Raw genomic sequence first — 14382 nt, 5'->3', positions numbered from 1 at the left:
TACACTTTACCTCAGGGCCACAACAGCAAAGTAAAAAATGATTGAAAGTCTTATGCAGTTTCTGAGCGATCCTAATGTCTGGATCGCCTTTCTAACACTCTCTGCCCTGGAAATTATTTTAGGCATTGATAACATCATCTTTATTAGCGTTATCGCCAACAGGCTTCCTATAGAGATTCGAGAAAAGGTTCGTCGCTTTGGCCTGATATTCGCCTTAGTAACCCGCATTCTCTTATTGCTCAGTCTTTCATGGGTCATGGGTCTTACTGAACCCCTCTTTAGCATTGCTGAGAAATCGATTAGCGGCAGAGATTTAATCTTGTTACTCGGCGGCTTCTTCTTAATCTGGAAGGCCTCTAAGGAAATTTATGTAGAGGTCGAAGTTGGGGAGCATGGCGACGAGCAAGGTGAGTCCAACGGGAAAAAGAACGCCAAATCTATGCTCTCTTTATTTATTGGCTCTGTTCTGCAAATTGGTTTACTAGATATCATCTTCTCTCTAGATAGCGTGATCACTGCTGTAGGCATGGTCGATCAAATCAGTGTCATGATCGCAGCAGTTCTAGCGTCTGTTCTGATTATGCTGATTGCAGCAAAGCCTATTGGAGATTTTGTACATCGCCACCCTTCTATCAAGGTACTAGCTTTATCTTTTCTGACGGTCGTAGGCGTGGTTTTAATTGCCGAGGGTATGGGAGTTCACATCCCCAAGGGTTATGTCTACGTCGCTATGGCGTTTTCACTATCGGTAGAGCTCTTAAATATCCGCTCGCGAGAAAAGAAAAAGCGCTAGATAGGCGCTAGTTTTATAGAGCCTGCGCGCAAGCAAAGCCGCTTGCCCAGGCCCACTGGAAGTTATGTCCACCCAGGTGGCCAGTGACATCCACGCATTCACCAATAAAGAAAAGTCCTTTGTGCTTGCGTGACATCATGCTTTGACCATCAAGCTCTTTCGTATCTACACCACCCAACATTACCTCAGCTTTTTTCCACCCTAAGGTACCTGCCGGCTTTACCGACCAATTGGTGATTAACTCTTTCAGAGACTGTCGATCTTTTTTCGAAACCTCGGCCCATTTTCGACCAGTTAAACCTTTTTGATCTGCAAATGCTTTTGCTAAGCGCTGCGGCAATACTGAAGCCAAAATAGTTTCGGTCAGCTTCAAACGATTCTCTTCATTATTAAAGAGCTCGTCACAGTTAAATCCTCCAGGGCGCTCTACAGCACCAAGCCAATCAATATGAATAGGCTCACCCTCTTGCCAATAGCTACTTGCCTGAAGAACCGCAGGGCCAGATAAGCCTTTATGAGTCAGTAATAAATCTTCGTTAAACCTACAAGCACCATAGCGCTGACCTTTTGAGCCCGATGCAATTCTAATCGGCACACTCAGACCGGCTAACTCATTGAGATCACCAAAATTATCTGCAGTAAATGAAAGTGGGACTAAAGCAGGTCTTGGGTCTACTACATTTAAGCCAAACTGCTTGGCAATATCCAATGAATATGCAGTAGCACCAATCGCAGGAACTGGTAAACCGCCTGTAGCCATCACTACTGCTTTTGACTTTTCAATGCCAGCATCGGTTTGTAAGATCCATTGATCGCCATCTTGCGCGATAGACTGAACGGTAACCGGATTGCGTACGATCACCTTACCTTTGGCACACTCAGAAAATAACATGTCAATGATTTGCTTAGCAGAATCGTCACAGAACAATTGACCTTGGTGTTTCTCATGGTAGCCAATGCCATGAGCGCTCACCAGCTTGATGAACTCCGTTGAGGGGTAACGAGCTAGCGCACTTTTGACGAAATGCTGATTGAGGGATAGAAAATTCGCTGGGCTGCTGTGCAAATTAGTGAAATTACACCTACCGCCACCACTAATACGAATTTTTTCACCCAACACTTCTGCGTGATCAAGCACCAGCACTTTTTTCCCGAGCTGACCAGCGACGCCTGCACAGAAGAGGCCAGCAGCACCACCACCAATAATGATGGCATCCCAGACTTTAGTCATACGTTACTCAAAACGATCAATGATGTCAGATGAGAGATTGAGTTTTCTCATGTGAAGCTTGGTATAGGCTTGACGGAAGTTCTTTGTCATAGAGATCATGACTGATGCAGTCCATGCAAAGGAAAACATTCCTGAAAATGCAATGATGACTGCCAGCATCTTCCATCCATCAGGAAGAATGTCTTCCATAAATCCCATTGCAGTGTATGTGCTGCCACTAAACAAAATACTTTGACCTAATGCAGGCAGCAATTTGAGAGCATATAAAGCAATACCCCAGATGAGAATTTCTGCGATATGCGTTAAGAACAGGCAGAAAACGCTAATGTAAAAACAGATTGCAACATCAGAGTATTTTTTCTCAGCCAAATACAGAAAAGTTTTTACTTCATAACGTTTGGCGATCTGTAACAGTAGTACGCCATGAAAAACCATGATGGACAACAACATAACACCCCCCAGCAGATAACCGGGAAGATCAAGTGATGTGGCGATGTTCGCTTGTGAGGGATTCATAGTGTTGATTTTACAGGGGCGGCTATATTTAGCCCAACTGATACCAATCTTGAATGATCTGCCATGCCTCTTCGGCAGTTTCTGAAAAATGAATGCGCTCCATATCCTCTTTATCAATCACACCAAATTCCACCATGTGATTAAAGTTCACCATTTCTTCCCAATACTGCTTGCCCACCAATATGACTGGAATTGGAACAACCTTTTTGGTTTGAATAAGAGTTAAGACCTCAAACAATTCATCGAATGAACCAAAGCCTCCTGGGTAAGAAACGATTGCCCTAGCCCGTAACATGAAGTGCATCTTGCGTAGCGCAAAGTAATGAAAGCGAAAACTCAAGCCTTGGCTGATGTATTGGTTTGGATGCTGCTCTCTGGGTAGGCTGATATTAAATCCAATCGTTTTATCGTCAGCCTCAAAGGCCCCGCGATTGGCAGCTTCCATAATTCCGGGGCCTCCGCCCGTACAAATATGAAGCTTATTAGAATCCTTCTTTTGGGTTGCGTTATAAGCCGCAACCAGAGAACCAAATTGCCGTGCGGACTCATAGTATTCACTGTGTAGCAGTGCTTTATTAGCATGCGCAATTTCTTCTGGAGTCTTGGCTTTCTCTTTTAACTCTAGAGCCTGAGCATGACTAACAAATCGGGTAGAACCAAATACCGTAATTGTGTGCTCAATGCCGTGCTCTTTGAGAAGAACCTCAGGTTTGAGCAGCTCCAACTCAAAGCGAATGCCCATTGTTTCTCTACGAGCCAAAAATGCTTCATCGTCAAAAGCAAATTTATAAGACTCTGCCGAATCTTCTTCAGATACTTGATCGTGATGAAGATTCAAATACTCGGTAATCGTCTGTGAGTTATGAACGGGCAGCTTGGGACTCATATTGCAACCTTCTTGATATATATGGGCTCATCTTAACTCGCGCCCCAAATTAGTGTTAATACCTAGTTCCACCAAAGATATGGGGTACTAGGGCTATTTGGGATTTACCGAGCGCCCTTCCCGAGTTAATATTGGCATAATTTCAACCAAATCGAAGGAAAAGCAATGAGCAACCGTTCAATCATCATCATGGTACTAGTCTTAGTTGGTGCCACAGCCTATTTACTCCTCAAAGGTGATGGCGACATTGACATGGGTGGCGAAAAACATGGTGCAGAAGCTGCGCACATGGAAGAAGCTAAAAAAGATGCTCCTGCCGCTCCAGCAGCCCCAGCGGCAGCTCCCGCAGCTGATGCTAAGAAGTAATATCTTCTACAACACAGAAAACCGCGGCCCTCCGCGGTTTTTTTATCCTCTTATCCCCATGAAACCAATATTCTCTTTAGTCATCTCTTGTGTGCTTCTGTGTTTACCTCAATTTGCTATAAGCCAATCATCCTCCACCATGAAAAAACTTGATTCCTCTACGCGCTCATCCTTTGCACCCACTGGCACCTTGCGTGTCGGCATTAATTTAGGCAATCCCATTCTTGCCAATGAAGATCAAGGAACAAAGCGCTTATATGGTGTGTCAATTGATATTGCTAATGAAATTGGCAAAAGAACTGCATTACCAGTGCAGCTCATCCCCTTCAAAACTGCAGGCAATACAGTCGATGCACTGAAGGCCGGAGATATTGACTTGATATTTGTGGCGATTGATCCAGTACGTGGTGCTGATATTAGTTACACACCGGCTTATATCCAGATCGAAGGGGCTTATATGGTCAAGGCCTCTTCCCCACTCAAGATGAATGAGGAGATAGATGTTGCTGGTAATGAAATTGTGGTTGGCAAAGGTAGCGCTTATGACTTGTATCTGACCCGCGAGATTAAAAATGCCAGCGTCCTTCGTGCTGTGAGCTCACAAGCTGTAGTTGATGACTTTATGTCCGGCAAAGGGAATGTAGCCGCAGGTGTAAAACAACAACTGGAAAGTGATGCAAAGCGTTACGAAGGATTACGTATGCTGCCTGGACGCTTTATGGCGATTAATCAAGCGATTGGCATTCCGAAATCTAGGGCACATTTTGAAAACACCACCGCTTACCTTAGCAGCATCATTGCCGAGCTCAAGCAATCGGGGTTTGTGGCTGACGCTATGAAGCGACACAATATTCAAGGCGCTAAAGTAGCTGATTAAATCAACCCTGATTTAGCACTGATACGTATGTAAGCGCTCTGGGACGATGACATTTTCCCAATGTAATTCATCTCTGATGCATTCAGCCAAAACGGAGGATGATTCTGGCTCTCCATGCACTACAAATATTGTGTTTGGAGGCCGCTCAAATCCTCTCAGCCAATCCAACAAGCCAGCCTGATCAGCATGAGCTGATAAGCCCCCGATCGTATGTACTGAGGCCTTTACAGGAACCTCCTCGCCAAACAGTCGAACTTTCTGCACCCTATCCACCAAACGCCTTCCTAGGCTTCCATAGGCCTGGAATCCAGTGATCACAATGGCATTTTGTGCCCGCGGCAAATTGCTAGCTAGATGATGAACAATACGACCAGCATCACACATGCCACTAGCCGAAACAATAATTGCACCGCCCTTAATTTTATTCAGCGCTTTAGACTCTTCAACATCGGCAATAAAACGAAGATCTACCGCATCTGGATTATTTTTATACCAATCAAAAGTGGCCTGTGACTGACCATCCAATTGTGAGAAGAAGTGCTGCGTGAGATGTGTTGCTGCAGTAGCCATTGGTGAGTCCACCCAAATACTTAAATGGGGCAGACGCCCTCTTCTCACCAAATCAATCAAGAGAAAGAGTATCTCTTGCGTACGCCCTACCGCAAATGCTGGCATCACCACATTGCCATGTGCAGTCATCGTTGAATTGATTACCTCAACTAACTCATCTTCTGTGTCTTGTAAGCTGCGGTGAAAACGGTCGCCATAAGTAGATTCGACAATAACCACATCAGCATCTTTAATTAAATCAGGGTCAGGCATCAAGACTTTGCCCTTCATTCCAATGTCCCCTGAAAATACACAACGCTTTTTCTCTACCCCGTCTTCGGCGATGTCGATAACGGCTATAGCAGAACCTAGAATATGTCCAGCATTATGGAATTCCAGCTGCACTCCTGGCGCTAGCTCTACTGACTGCCTATACTCCAAAGGCTCAAACTGAGTGAGAGTTATCTCCACCTCCTCCTTAGAGTAGAGGGCAACGGGTACCTCGCCGCGCCACTTACCTGCTTTTATTTTTCTCTCTGCTCTCTCCACATCTGCACGCTGCAAATGGGCGCTATCGAGCAAAAGAATTTTCAATAATTCATAGGTGGCTTTTGTACAGTAAATTGGTCCTGTAAAACCCTGAGCGCAAAGACGAGGCAGCAAACCACTATGGTCTATATGCGCATGTGTGAGCACAACAAAATCGAGATCTTTTGGCGAGAATGGCAAAGGCTCAAGGTTTTTATTGGTTGCTTCGCGCCCACCCTGAAACATGCCATAGTCAACCATGAAATGCCTTGACTCTCCAGAAAGCATAGCCTCAACCAAATGGCGAGAGCCTGTTACCTCACCTGCTGCACCAAGAAATTGAATCTTCATATGTCCAGCATACTCTTTCCTATAATTTGCTCAACACCCCTGAAATCAGAGCGATACTAGTGATATGAACTACCAACCTACAACCCTCGATGTACTTAGCTTGGCAAAGCTTCTAAAGCGCGAGCCTGCAGAACATAAAGGCAATGCAGGCAAAGTCGTATTAATTGGTGGGGCATCGGGAATGGCGGGCGCTCTCCTATTGGCGGGTAATGCTTGCTTACATCTAGGAGCTGGCTGGACCATCCTGGAAATGTTGGACCCCGCCTCAGCGCACGCTGCTGTTGATAACCCCGAGCTCATGATTCGTCTTGCTACGAACAATATTCATGAAATGCTTGTCATCACCAAGCCTGATGTGATTGCCATAGGTCCAGGTCTTGGTAAATCGGTATTAGCCTCTCAATATCTAGAAGAAGTGCTTGCCTCAAAAAAAATCCCTTTGGTAATCGATGCGGATGCACTCAATCTGATTAGTGAGTCTGATGACTTACTGGCCCACTTGAAGAAACGTAACTCTGATTTTCCAGGACTCACTGTTCTGACCCCTCACCCTGGCGAAGCAGCCAAACTATTAAAGATCACCACAGAAAATGCTCAAGCTAATCGCCTAGATACCATTCAAAAACTGGTTGAACTCACACAATCCATTGTCATTCTCAAAGGACAACACACTCTCATCGCCTCTCCACAGCAAACTCCATTGCAATGTCTTGCCGGTAACCCTGGAATGGGTACAGGCGGTATGGGAGACATTTTGACTGGAAGTATTGCTGCTATTGCTGCTCAAGGCATTCGCCATCATTTAAATTTATGGCAAGCCACTGGGATTGCAGTTGAGTTGCATGCTACTGCAGCAGATAGCCTAGTTAGCAAAGGAATTGGTCCTATTGGTCTCACCCCTTCCGAGACCATTTTAGAAATGCGAGCCCTTCTAAATAAACTGTTATAAATAGTGATGCATTCCGTAAGCGCAGCACATCATCACCGACGTTATCTCTATGGCATTCTGATGGCTGGGGTTGGCTCCATGCTTTTTTCAGGAAAAGCGATTCTGGTAAAGCTGGCATTTGCATACGGAGCCAATGCAGAAACTCTTTTGGCCTTACGCATGCTGATGGCGCTGCCCTTATTTTGGGGAATCTTCTGGTGGGAGTCTCGCCGAACAACAATGAGTCCAATTACTTGGCTTGATCGCGCTAAATTATTTTTCCTCGGATTTTTAGGTTATTTCTTATCTAGCTATATTGATTTCTTGGGGCTGCAATATATCTCAGTTGGTCTAGAGAGAATTGTTCTATATCTCACGCCAACGATTGTCCTACTCATCTCCTACTTCATATTAAAGAAATCCATCTCCCGTCTGCAGTGGTATGCGCTCGTTGTTGGTTACATAGGGGTTTTTATTGTCTTTATTCAAGATGCTAGCTCAACAGGAATCAGCGCTTGGTTTGGCATGGCACTTGTGTTTGGAAGTGCCTGCTCTTATGCGGCCTATATGATTGGCGCCGGTGAAATGGTAAAGCGCATTGGGAGTGTTCGTTTAGTCGTGTATGCCAGCTCTGCCTCAGCAGTCCTCAGCATTGCACAGTCAACTATTCATAATCCACTCGCTATTTTTGAACAATTGCCACAAATCTATTGGTTTAGCCTTCTTAATGCCAGCTTTTGCACCGTCATTCCGATGCTACTCATCATGATCGCGATTAATCGTATTGGCTCACCGCTAGTAGCTCAAGCTGGAATACTTGGCCCAGTCTCTACGATCTTTATGGGATATTTAATTCTGTCAGAGCCAATCACCTGGACTCAGATAGGCGGCATGACTTTGGTGATGACAGCAATGTGGTTACTCGTCCGTAATGATGGGCCAAGAAAAAAGTCACCGGACCCCAAAAGATCTGATGACTTTGATAGCGCAGAACCCCTCAATTAAGAGAGGTTGATGTATACGTACTACTGAGCCGCTGCTTCGGCAGCTGCTTTCGCTTTCTTTTTAGACTTCTTCTTCGCTTTTTTCTCAGCCTTCTTTTCTTTCTTGGCTTTTTTCTTCGCCTTCTTCTCGGCAGACTTCTCGGCTGGAGTGGCAGCAGGAGCTGCCACAGGGGTCGCAGCAGGCGCCGCAGCTGGAGCTGGCGCGGGGGCTGGATCAGCAGCCATCACAGAGATTGGGGCAATACCGATAGCAGCAGAAATAAGGGAGGCCAGGCTCAAGCGCGCGATACGAGAAATCATGTAATTCTCCAGAATAGTTTGTGGATAATTTGATAATACTCAAAAATTTGAGATAAATGCTTCATTTTTAGAAAGCTAGCGATGAGTAATTTCCCGAGCGATATATTTACAGAACCCCAGGGCTACTCTGTTAACACCCTAGAGCAGCTCGGACCTTTGACCAGTATGGCTGGAATATGGGAAGGTATCCGCGGCCTGGACGTCAAGCCCAAAGCGGAAGGCCCCAAGAAACAAGCCTATGTAGAACGCATTGAGCTTCAGCCAATTGATCCCCAGACAAATGGTCCTCAATTGTTTTATGGCTTGAGGTATCACACCCACATCACCAAACCCGATCAAGTTAAGACCTATCATGATCAGGTTGGTTATTGGCTATGGGAGCCGGCGACTGGTAACGTCATTCACACTTTAAGCATTCCCCGAGGAATGATTACGATGGCAAGTGGAAAAGCTACACCAGATGCAAAGCAATTTGAGCTGTACGCTAGAGAGGATGATCGTTGCGCAGGGATCTCATCGAACCCATTTTTGGATTACGCTTTTAGGACTATCGAGTTTCGGATTCAGGTTTCGATTCACGATGATGGCACTTGGTCTTATGAACAAGACACTGTGATGAAGATCAAAGATCAAGCAGAATTATTCCATCACGTGGATAACAATACACTACACAAAATTGGTGAAGCCACTCCCAACCCACTTGCTAGATAAGATGCTAGCTAGAATGAATAAAGGCCATCAAATGATGGCCTTTATTTTTTTAACACTTCACTACTGAACTTATTTACGCAGGCTGCGCTTCAGTCTCAGTAATTTTTTCTAATGCAGTTGCAAGATGTCCAACAGTACGATCTACATTTGCCAGCTTCTCCAAGCCGAATAAACCAAGACGGAAGGTACGGAAATCTGGACGCTCATCACACTGCAAGGGAACACCGGCAGCAGTTTGCAAGCCAAGCGCAATGAACTTCTTGCCAGATTGAATCTCCGGATCTTTGGTGAAGCTCACGATGACGCCCGGTGATTGATAGCCTTTCACTGCTACTGATGGGTAGCCTTTGGATACCAAAAGCTCACGGACCTTAGTGCCCAATTCAATTTGCTTAGCCTTTAGTGCTGCAAAACCAAGTGATTGAGTTTCTTTCATCACATTGCGCAAAATCTTTAAAGCATCGGTAGGCATAGTGGTGTGATACACATGACCACCCTTTTCATACGCCTCCATAATCTGCAACCATTTTTTCAGATCCATGGAGAAGCTAGTGCTTTGAGTTGAGTCAATGCGCTCACGACCTCTCTCGCCTAAGGCAATCAAGGCGCAGCATGGTGAGCTGCTCCAGCCTTTTTGTGGCGCTGAAATCAATACGTCGACATTGCATGCCTTCATATCAACCCACATCGCACCAGAGGCAATACAGTCCAATACGAAAATGCCATCAACAGAACGCACCGCTTCACCAACTGCTTTGATGTAATCGTCAGGAAGAATGATGCCCGCTGAAGTTTCAACATGCGGCGCAAAGACAACCGCAGGTTTCTCTTTCTTAATAAATGCAACGACCTCTTCAATCGGAGCAGGTGAAAAAGCGCCTTGGGCAGAGCTATCTACTTGCCTGCCTTTTAAAATCGATACATCCTTGAAAGAACTATCTAAATCAAAAATTTGTGTCCAGCGGTAACTAAACCAACCATTACGCAATACTAGGCATTTCTTATTGTTGGCAAATTGACGGGCAACAGCCTCCATACCAAAAGTACCGCTACCAGGAACGATAACTGCAGAGCTAGCGTTGTAAGCATCTTTAAGGACGCTAGAAATATCAACCATTACACGCTTGAACTCTTCGGACATGTGATTCAAAGAGCGATCGGTGTAAACAACTGAGAATTCCAATAAACCGTCTGGATCAACGTTGGGAAGTAAGCCTGGCATAGTAATTTCCTAGGGATTTCAATGATTAGCCCTAAATGATACCGATTTAAGACTTTTTTGGGGGCTTGGGGCTAAAACCCCTCTTAAAAGGGCATTTTTGACTGTTTTGGCTGCTTCATCTACCTCTTTTAGAGGAGATCACAATACCGGCAACAATCAGGGCAAAGGCAAGACCATGAAAGGCCTGTGGAGGTTCCCCTAACATCGCAGCAGATAGAAGCGCAGTAAATAAAGGGATGAAATTAGCAAAAAAGGCAGCTACTGTAGGTCCGGCCCCATTCACACCAAATCCCCAGCAACGATAAGCAATGAGAGAGGGACCAATGGCGACAAAGACAATCAAAGAAGCAGTCCACCAATTGAGGTCAATAAAGGCATGACCAGTGGCAATTTCAAAGCCATCAAAAAACCCAGTCCATAAAAGACCCACCATTACTTGTGCCATTAAGAATTCAGCCCACGGCCATTTACCTTCAGTGCTGGAACCTGGACGACTTAGCATCCAACTGTAAAAAGCCCACAAGATGGTAGCCAACATAATCAAAAGATCACCCACTACCATTTCCATAGACAGCAAGGCGGCGAGGTCACCTCGTGTGAGTACGATCCCAACACCGAGCAAACTCACCACAGCACCAACCATTTGCAAGATGCTGGGCTTAACTTGATAAAACACAGCCCCTATGAATAACATCCAAATCGGCATGCTGGCACCAATCAAGGTGACATTAATCGCTGTAGAGGTTTGGAGGGCAAGATAAAGCAGCACGTTATAACTACCTACTCCGAATAAACCCAAGAGCAAGAAACGTTGCTTGTTTTTCCATAAGGCGCTTCCCGGCATAAATACACGCCAACCCAAAGGAAGCAAAAGCAAAGCGGCTAATCCCCAACGTGCCGCACTTAGGGTAATTGGAGAGACGCTACCCACCAAAATACGCCCAGCAATTGCATTGCCTGCCCATAAGGCCGTAGCTATAAGCAAGGAGAAAATGGTGGAGAAATTCAGTTGTTGCATTCAGCTGCTTATTAGGGAAGTAGTTATTTGAGGTCCCCAAGCAAGGGATACTCTAGCATTGTAGAAACAAATCCCCGGTATTGCTAAGATAGAGCTTAAATTAAGCTTTTGCTTCAACAAAATAGCATCAATCAGAAGGAATCATTGTGGCAATCATTACCAACATAGAAGACTTGCGAGTCCTCCATCAAAAACGTACCCCCAAGATGTTCTATGACTATGCCGATTCAGGATCGTGGACTGAATCGACCTATCGTGCCAATGAATCTGATTTTCAAAAGATTAAATTACGTCAGCGTGTAGCAGTGAACATGACGAACCGCACCACCAAGACAACGATGATTGGTCAAGAAGTGGCTATGCCAGTTGCTCTTGCCCCGACTGGCCTCACCGGAATGCAACATGCTGATGGTGAAATTTTGGCCGCCAAGGCTGCTGAAAAGTTTGGCGTGCCATTCTGCTTATCCACGATGAGCATTTGCTCAATTGAAGATGTGGCAGAACACACGACAAAACCATTTTGGTTTCAACTCTACGTCATGAAGGACCGCGGCTTTATTGAGCGTTTAATTGAACGTGCTAAAGCAGCCAAATGTTCAGCCCTAGTACTTACATTGGATTTACAAATTCTAGGTCAGCGTCACAAGGATTTAAAGAACGGTCTCTCGGCTCCACCCAAATTGACGATTGCCAACATGCTCAATATGGCAACCAAGCCACGCTGGTGCTTGGGCATGGCAATGACCCCACGTAGAACCTTCCGCAATATTGTTGGGCACGCTACTGGTGTTGGCAATATGTCCTCCCTCTCCTCTTGGACTGCAGAGCAATTTGATCCAGGCCTCAATTGGGGTGACGTAGAGTGGATCAAAAAGCTATGGGGCGGAAAGCTCATCATTAAAGGCATCTTGGATGAAGAAGATGCGCGCCTTGCCGCAAACTCCGGAGCGGATGCACTCATTGTTTCTAACCATGGTGGCCGCCAATTAGATGGCGCAATTTCCAGCATTAAAGCTTTGCCTGGAATTGTGGAAGCCGTTGGTAAAGATATTGAAGTATGGATGGATGGCGGTATTCGCTCGGGTCAAGATGTTCTTAAAGCGTGGGCCTTGGGTGCACGCGGCACGATGATTGGTCGCCCATTTCTATATGGCTTAGGCGCTATGGGTGAGGCTGGTGTTACTAAGTGCCTAGAGTTGATCCACAACGAACTTGATATCACCATGGCATTTACAGGCCATCGCGATATTCAGAATGTAACTAAAGATATTTTGTATCCAGGAACCTTTTAAATTTTTCACCTTCTCAACTACCCTATTGCTGTCTTTGGCGTATCACTAGTTGTATTTGCCTTTGCTGTTTGGTTTGGGCATGCTGTACTTAGCCGCTATCGCACAAAAGACACTGAGACCTCTGAAGACCTAGGCATCATTCAGACGGCTACTTTGACCTTGCTAGCCTTAATTATTGGCTTTACTTTCTCTATGGCTATTGATCGCCATGATCAGCGAGAGATATTTGAGGAAGGTGAGGCAAATGCCATCGGCACTGAATACTTACGGGCAGATCTCTTGCCCCCCAAGGTATCTGCCGCCACCAAAGATCTCCTCATTCAATATATTGATCAACGCATTCTGTTTTATTCAAAACAGACCCCAGAAAAGATTCAAGAGATTCGCATCAAAACAGATCAGCTACAGACTGCCCTATGGAATGAAATTCTGCCGACCGTGAAAACGCAAGGCACACCTACTATGGCACTCGTTGTATCCGGCATGAATGATGTTTTAAATTCTCAAGGTTATGTTCAGGCCGCTTGGTGGAATCGCATTCCCTATACAGCCTGGGCATTGATGGCTGCAATCGCCATTTGCGCCAATCTGCTTGTCGGGTTTGGTGCGCGTAATTTTGAAAAGAATACTGGCTTGTTCTTGATTTTCCCTTTTGTCATTTCGGTTTCGTTCTTCTTGATTGCCGATATCGATAGCCCAAGAGGTGGAGTCATTCGCATCGAAGCTAGAAACTTAGTGGCTCTAAAAAATAACCTAACCCAACAGATGGATGCCGGTAGTCTATCCAACAGCAATAAATAAGCTTCACCATAAAGGCGGTCCAGATGAAACGTGTAGTGGATGTATTTAAAAACCGTGGCCGCGAGCTAGTCTGGACCTATGTCATTCATCTTCAAAATGATGAAGAATTTCATCCCGGACAACTAGACTTTGAGGTTGAAGCGCTTAGGCTCTCCCAGGTAGATAAGCGTGGCGCAGCCAATGAGCTCAGCGCAAAGGTAAGACTCAATAACTAAGGTTTGGTAGTGAATTTTGGGGAGAATACCCCTGATATTGCTAATGTTAATGAGATTCATTATCATTTATGATGAATCCACCTAACATCTAGCAACCATGACAAGAACCAAATATCACCCAGTTTCCATATTCTTCCATTGGTTTGTTTTTTTCTTAGTGATCGCTGCCTTTGTAGTGATTGAACTCAAAGGGCAGTTTCCCAAAGGGAGTGAGCCTCGTGAGCTATGCAAAACAATCCACGGCGTAATCGGACAACTCATTTTTTTAGTCATGGCTCTGCGCCTGATAGTGCGCTTCACTTATGGTGTTCCTAAGCCTACAAACCCAAAACGCCTGTTTGTTTCATTAGCCACCGCAATGCATTGGCTGCTCTACGCCCTACTCTTAATATCCCCCATCTTTGGCCTCCTGTATTTTCAGTATGGCGGTAAAGAAATCCATTTCTTTGGCTTAGTATGGCCTCAATTCGTCACCCCTAATCCAGAGATGAAAAAAGTGGTTGAAGGGATTCATGAATTCCTTGGAAACTCACTCTATTTTTTAATTGCTATCCATGCCTTAGCAGGTTTGTGGCAACATTACGTCATCAAGGACGATACACTTCGTCGTATGTTGAATAAAGTACGTGCCTAAACCAAAGCTGGAGCTACAAATGAAGCCACTCTCAAAAAAAGCCAAAATGGCAATAGGCTGGACAGTCTTGATGACCGTTGTGGGAACTGCCATGCTGCACCAGTGGCAATTTTTTGCCATGGGCTGCGCCTCCCTTGCTCTTCTGCTAGTAGCTAATCAC

The 14382-nt window shown here is 45.3% G+C and carries 17 protein-coding genes; 10 read left to right on the top strand and 7 right to left on the bottom strand.

The features are described 5' to 3' along the window. The first annotated feature begins 37 nt into the window (after positions 1-37). Positions 38-793 (top strand): TerC family protein, encoded by a 756-nt coding sequence (locus AOC21_RS03130; protein WP_215392338.1) that lies wholly within the window; start codon positions 38-40, stop codon positions 791-793. Between the two features lie 13 nt (positions 794-806). Here AOC21_RS03130 and AOC21_RS03125 read toward each other — a convergent pair whose 3' ends face one another. From AOC21_RS03125 to AOC21_RS03115, 3 genes are read right to left on the bottom strand one after another with little or no spacing between them, the layout of a single operon-like run. Further along, on the bottom strand, positions 807-2024 hold the full coding sequence (locus AOC21_RS03125) for an aminoacetone oxidase family FAD-binding enzyme (protein WP_215392337.1): 1218 nt from the start codon (positions 2022-2024) through the stop codon (positions 807-809). Positions 2025-2027: 3 nt separating this feature from the next. Continuing rightward, positions 2028-2540, bottom strand: coding sequence for a hypothetical protein (locus AOC21_RS03120; RefSeq protein WP_215392336.1), 513 nt, complete (start codon positions 2538-2540; stop codon positions 2028-2030). Between the two features lie 28 nt (positions 2541-2568). Beyond that, a complete protein-coding gene (locus AOC21_RS03115; protein ID WP_215392335.1) occupies positions 2569-3426 on the bottom strand; it encodes a TIGR00730 family Rossman fold protein in 858 nt (285 codons plus the stop codon). A 165-nt stretch (positions 3427-3591) separates the two neighbouring features. On the opposite strand from AOC21_RS03115, the gene AOC21_RS03110 reads away from it, so the two are divergent. Together AOC21_RS03110 and AOC21_RS03105 are read left to right on the top strand one after the other, a co-directional pair. Then, a complete protein-coding gene (locus AOC21_RS03110) occupies positions 3592-3792 on the top strand; it encodes a hypothetical protein (protein WP_215392334.1) in 201 nt (66 codons plus the stop codon). A 139-nt stretch (positions 3793-3931) separates the two neighbouring features. After that, positions 3932-4669 carry an ABC transporter substrate-binding protein gene (locus AOC21_RS03105; RefSeq protein WP_251371561.1) on the top strand — a complete coding sequence of 246 codons (738 nt, stop codon included), beginning with the start codon at positions 3932-3934 and terminating at the stop codon, positions 4667-4669. Positions 4670-4681: 12 nt separating this feature from the next. Here the strand turns inward: AOC21_RS03105 and AOC21_RS03100 are convergent, their stop codons facing one another. Then, a complete protein-coding gene (locus AOC21_RS03100; RefSeq protein WP_215392332.1) occupies positions 4682-6097 on the bottom strand; it encodes an MBL fold metallo-hydrolase RNA specificity domain-containing protein in 1416 nt (471 codons plus the stop codon). A 64-nt stretch (positions 6098-6161) separates the two neighbouring features. Here AOC21_RS03100 and AOC21_RS03095 point away from each other — a divergent pair, with 64 nt between their 5' ends. Further along, positions 6162-7046, top strand: coding sequence for an NAD(P)H-hydrate dehydratase (locus AOC21_RS03095; protein ID WP_215392331.1), 885 nt, complete (start codon positions 6162-6164; stop codon positions 7044-7046). A gap of 6 nt (positions 7047-7052) precedes the next feature. After that, positions 7053-8030, top strand: coding sequence for a DMT family transporter (locus tag AOC21_RS03090; protein WP_215392736.1), 978 nt, complete (start codon positions 7053-7055; stop codon positions 8028-8030). Between the two features lie 20 nt (positions 8031-8050). On the opposite strand, the gene AOC21_RS03085 is transcribed toward AOC21_RS03090, so the two are convergent. Next, positions 8051-8329: a protein tyrosine phosphatase gene (locus AOC21_RS03085; RefSeq protein WP_215392330.1), complete on the bottom strand. Its 279-nt coding sequence runs from the start codon at positions 8327-8329 to the stop codon at positions 8051-8053. 81 nt (positions 8330-8410) lie between these two features. On the opposite strand from AOC21_RS03085, the gene AOC21_RS03080 reads away from it, so the two are divergent. Further along, positions 8411-9040, top strand: a complete 630-nt coding sequence (locus AOC21_RS03080) for an FABP family protein (protein WP_215392329.1) — start codon at positions 8411-8413, stop codon at positions 9038-9040. Between the two features lie 73 nt (positions 9041-9113). Here AOC21_RS03080 and AOC21_RS03075 read toward each other — a convergent pair whose 3' ends face one another. Then, positions 9114-10262 carry an aminotransferase class V-fold PLP-dependent enzyme gene (locus AOC21_RS03075; RefSeq protein ID WP_215392328.1) on the bottom strand — a complete coding sequence of 383 codons (1149 nt, stop codon included), beginning with the start codon at positions 10260-10262 and terminating at the stop codon, positions 9114-9116. A 115-nt stretch (positions 10263-10377) separates the two neighbouring features. Then, a complete protein-coding gene (locus tag AOC21_RS03070) occupies positions 10378-11280 on the bottom strand; it encodes a DMT family transporter (protein WP_215392327.1) in 903 nt (300 codons plus the stop codon). 146 nt (positions 11281-11426) lie between these two features. On the opposite strand from AOC21_RS03070, the gene AOC21_RS03065 reads away from it, so the two are divergent. From AOC21_RS03065 to AOC21_RS03050, 4 genes are all read left to right on the top strand, one after another. Then, entirely contained in the window at positions 11427-12572 is a 1146-nt protein-coding gene (locus tag AOC21_RS03065) for an alpha-hydroxy acid oxidase (protein WP_215392326.1), read from the top strand. A gap of 153 nt (positions 12573-12725) precedes the next feature. Then, positions 12726-13373 carry a hypothetical protein gene (locus AOC21_RS03060; protein WP_251371560.1) on the top strand — a complete coding sequence of 216 codons (648 nt, stop codon included), beginning with the start codon at positions 12726-12728 and terminating at the stop codon, positions 13371-13373. A 23-nt stretch (positions 13374-13396) separates the two neighbouring features. Then, on the top strand, positions 13397-13588 hold the full coding sequence (locus tag AOC21_RS03055) for a hypothetical protein (protein WP_215392325.1): 192 nt from the start codon (positions 13397-13399) through the stop codon (positions 13586-13588). 97 nt (positions 13589-13685) lie between these two features. Further along, on the top strand, positions 13686-14222 hold the full coding sequence (locus AOC21_RS03050; RefSeq protein WP_215392324.1) for a cytochrome b: 537 nt from the start codon (positions 13686-13688) through the stop codon (positions 14220-14222). Positions 14223-14382 lie beyond the last annotated feature (160 nt).

It is taken from the genome of Polynucleobacter sp. VK25, from assembly GCF_018687355.1.
Classification (GTDB): Bacteria; Pseudomonadota; Gammaproteobacteria; order Burkholderiales; family Burkholderiaceae; genus Polynucleobacter.
This window is presented reverse-complemented; position numbering and strand designations above follow the sequence as displayed.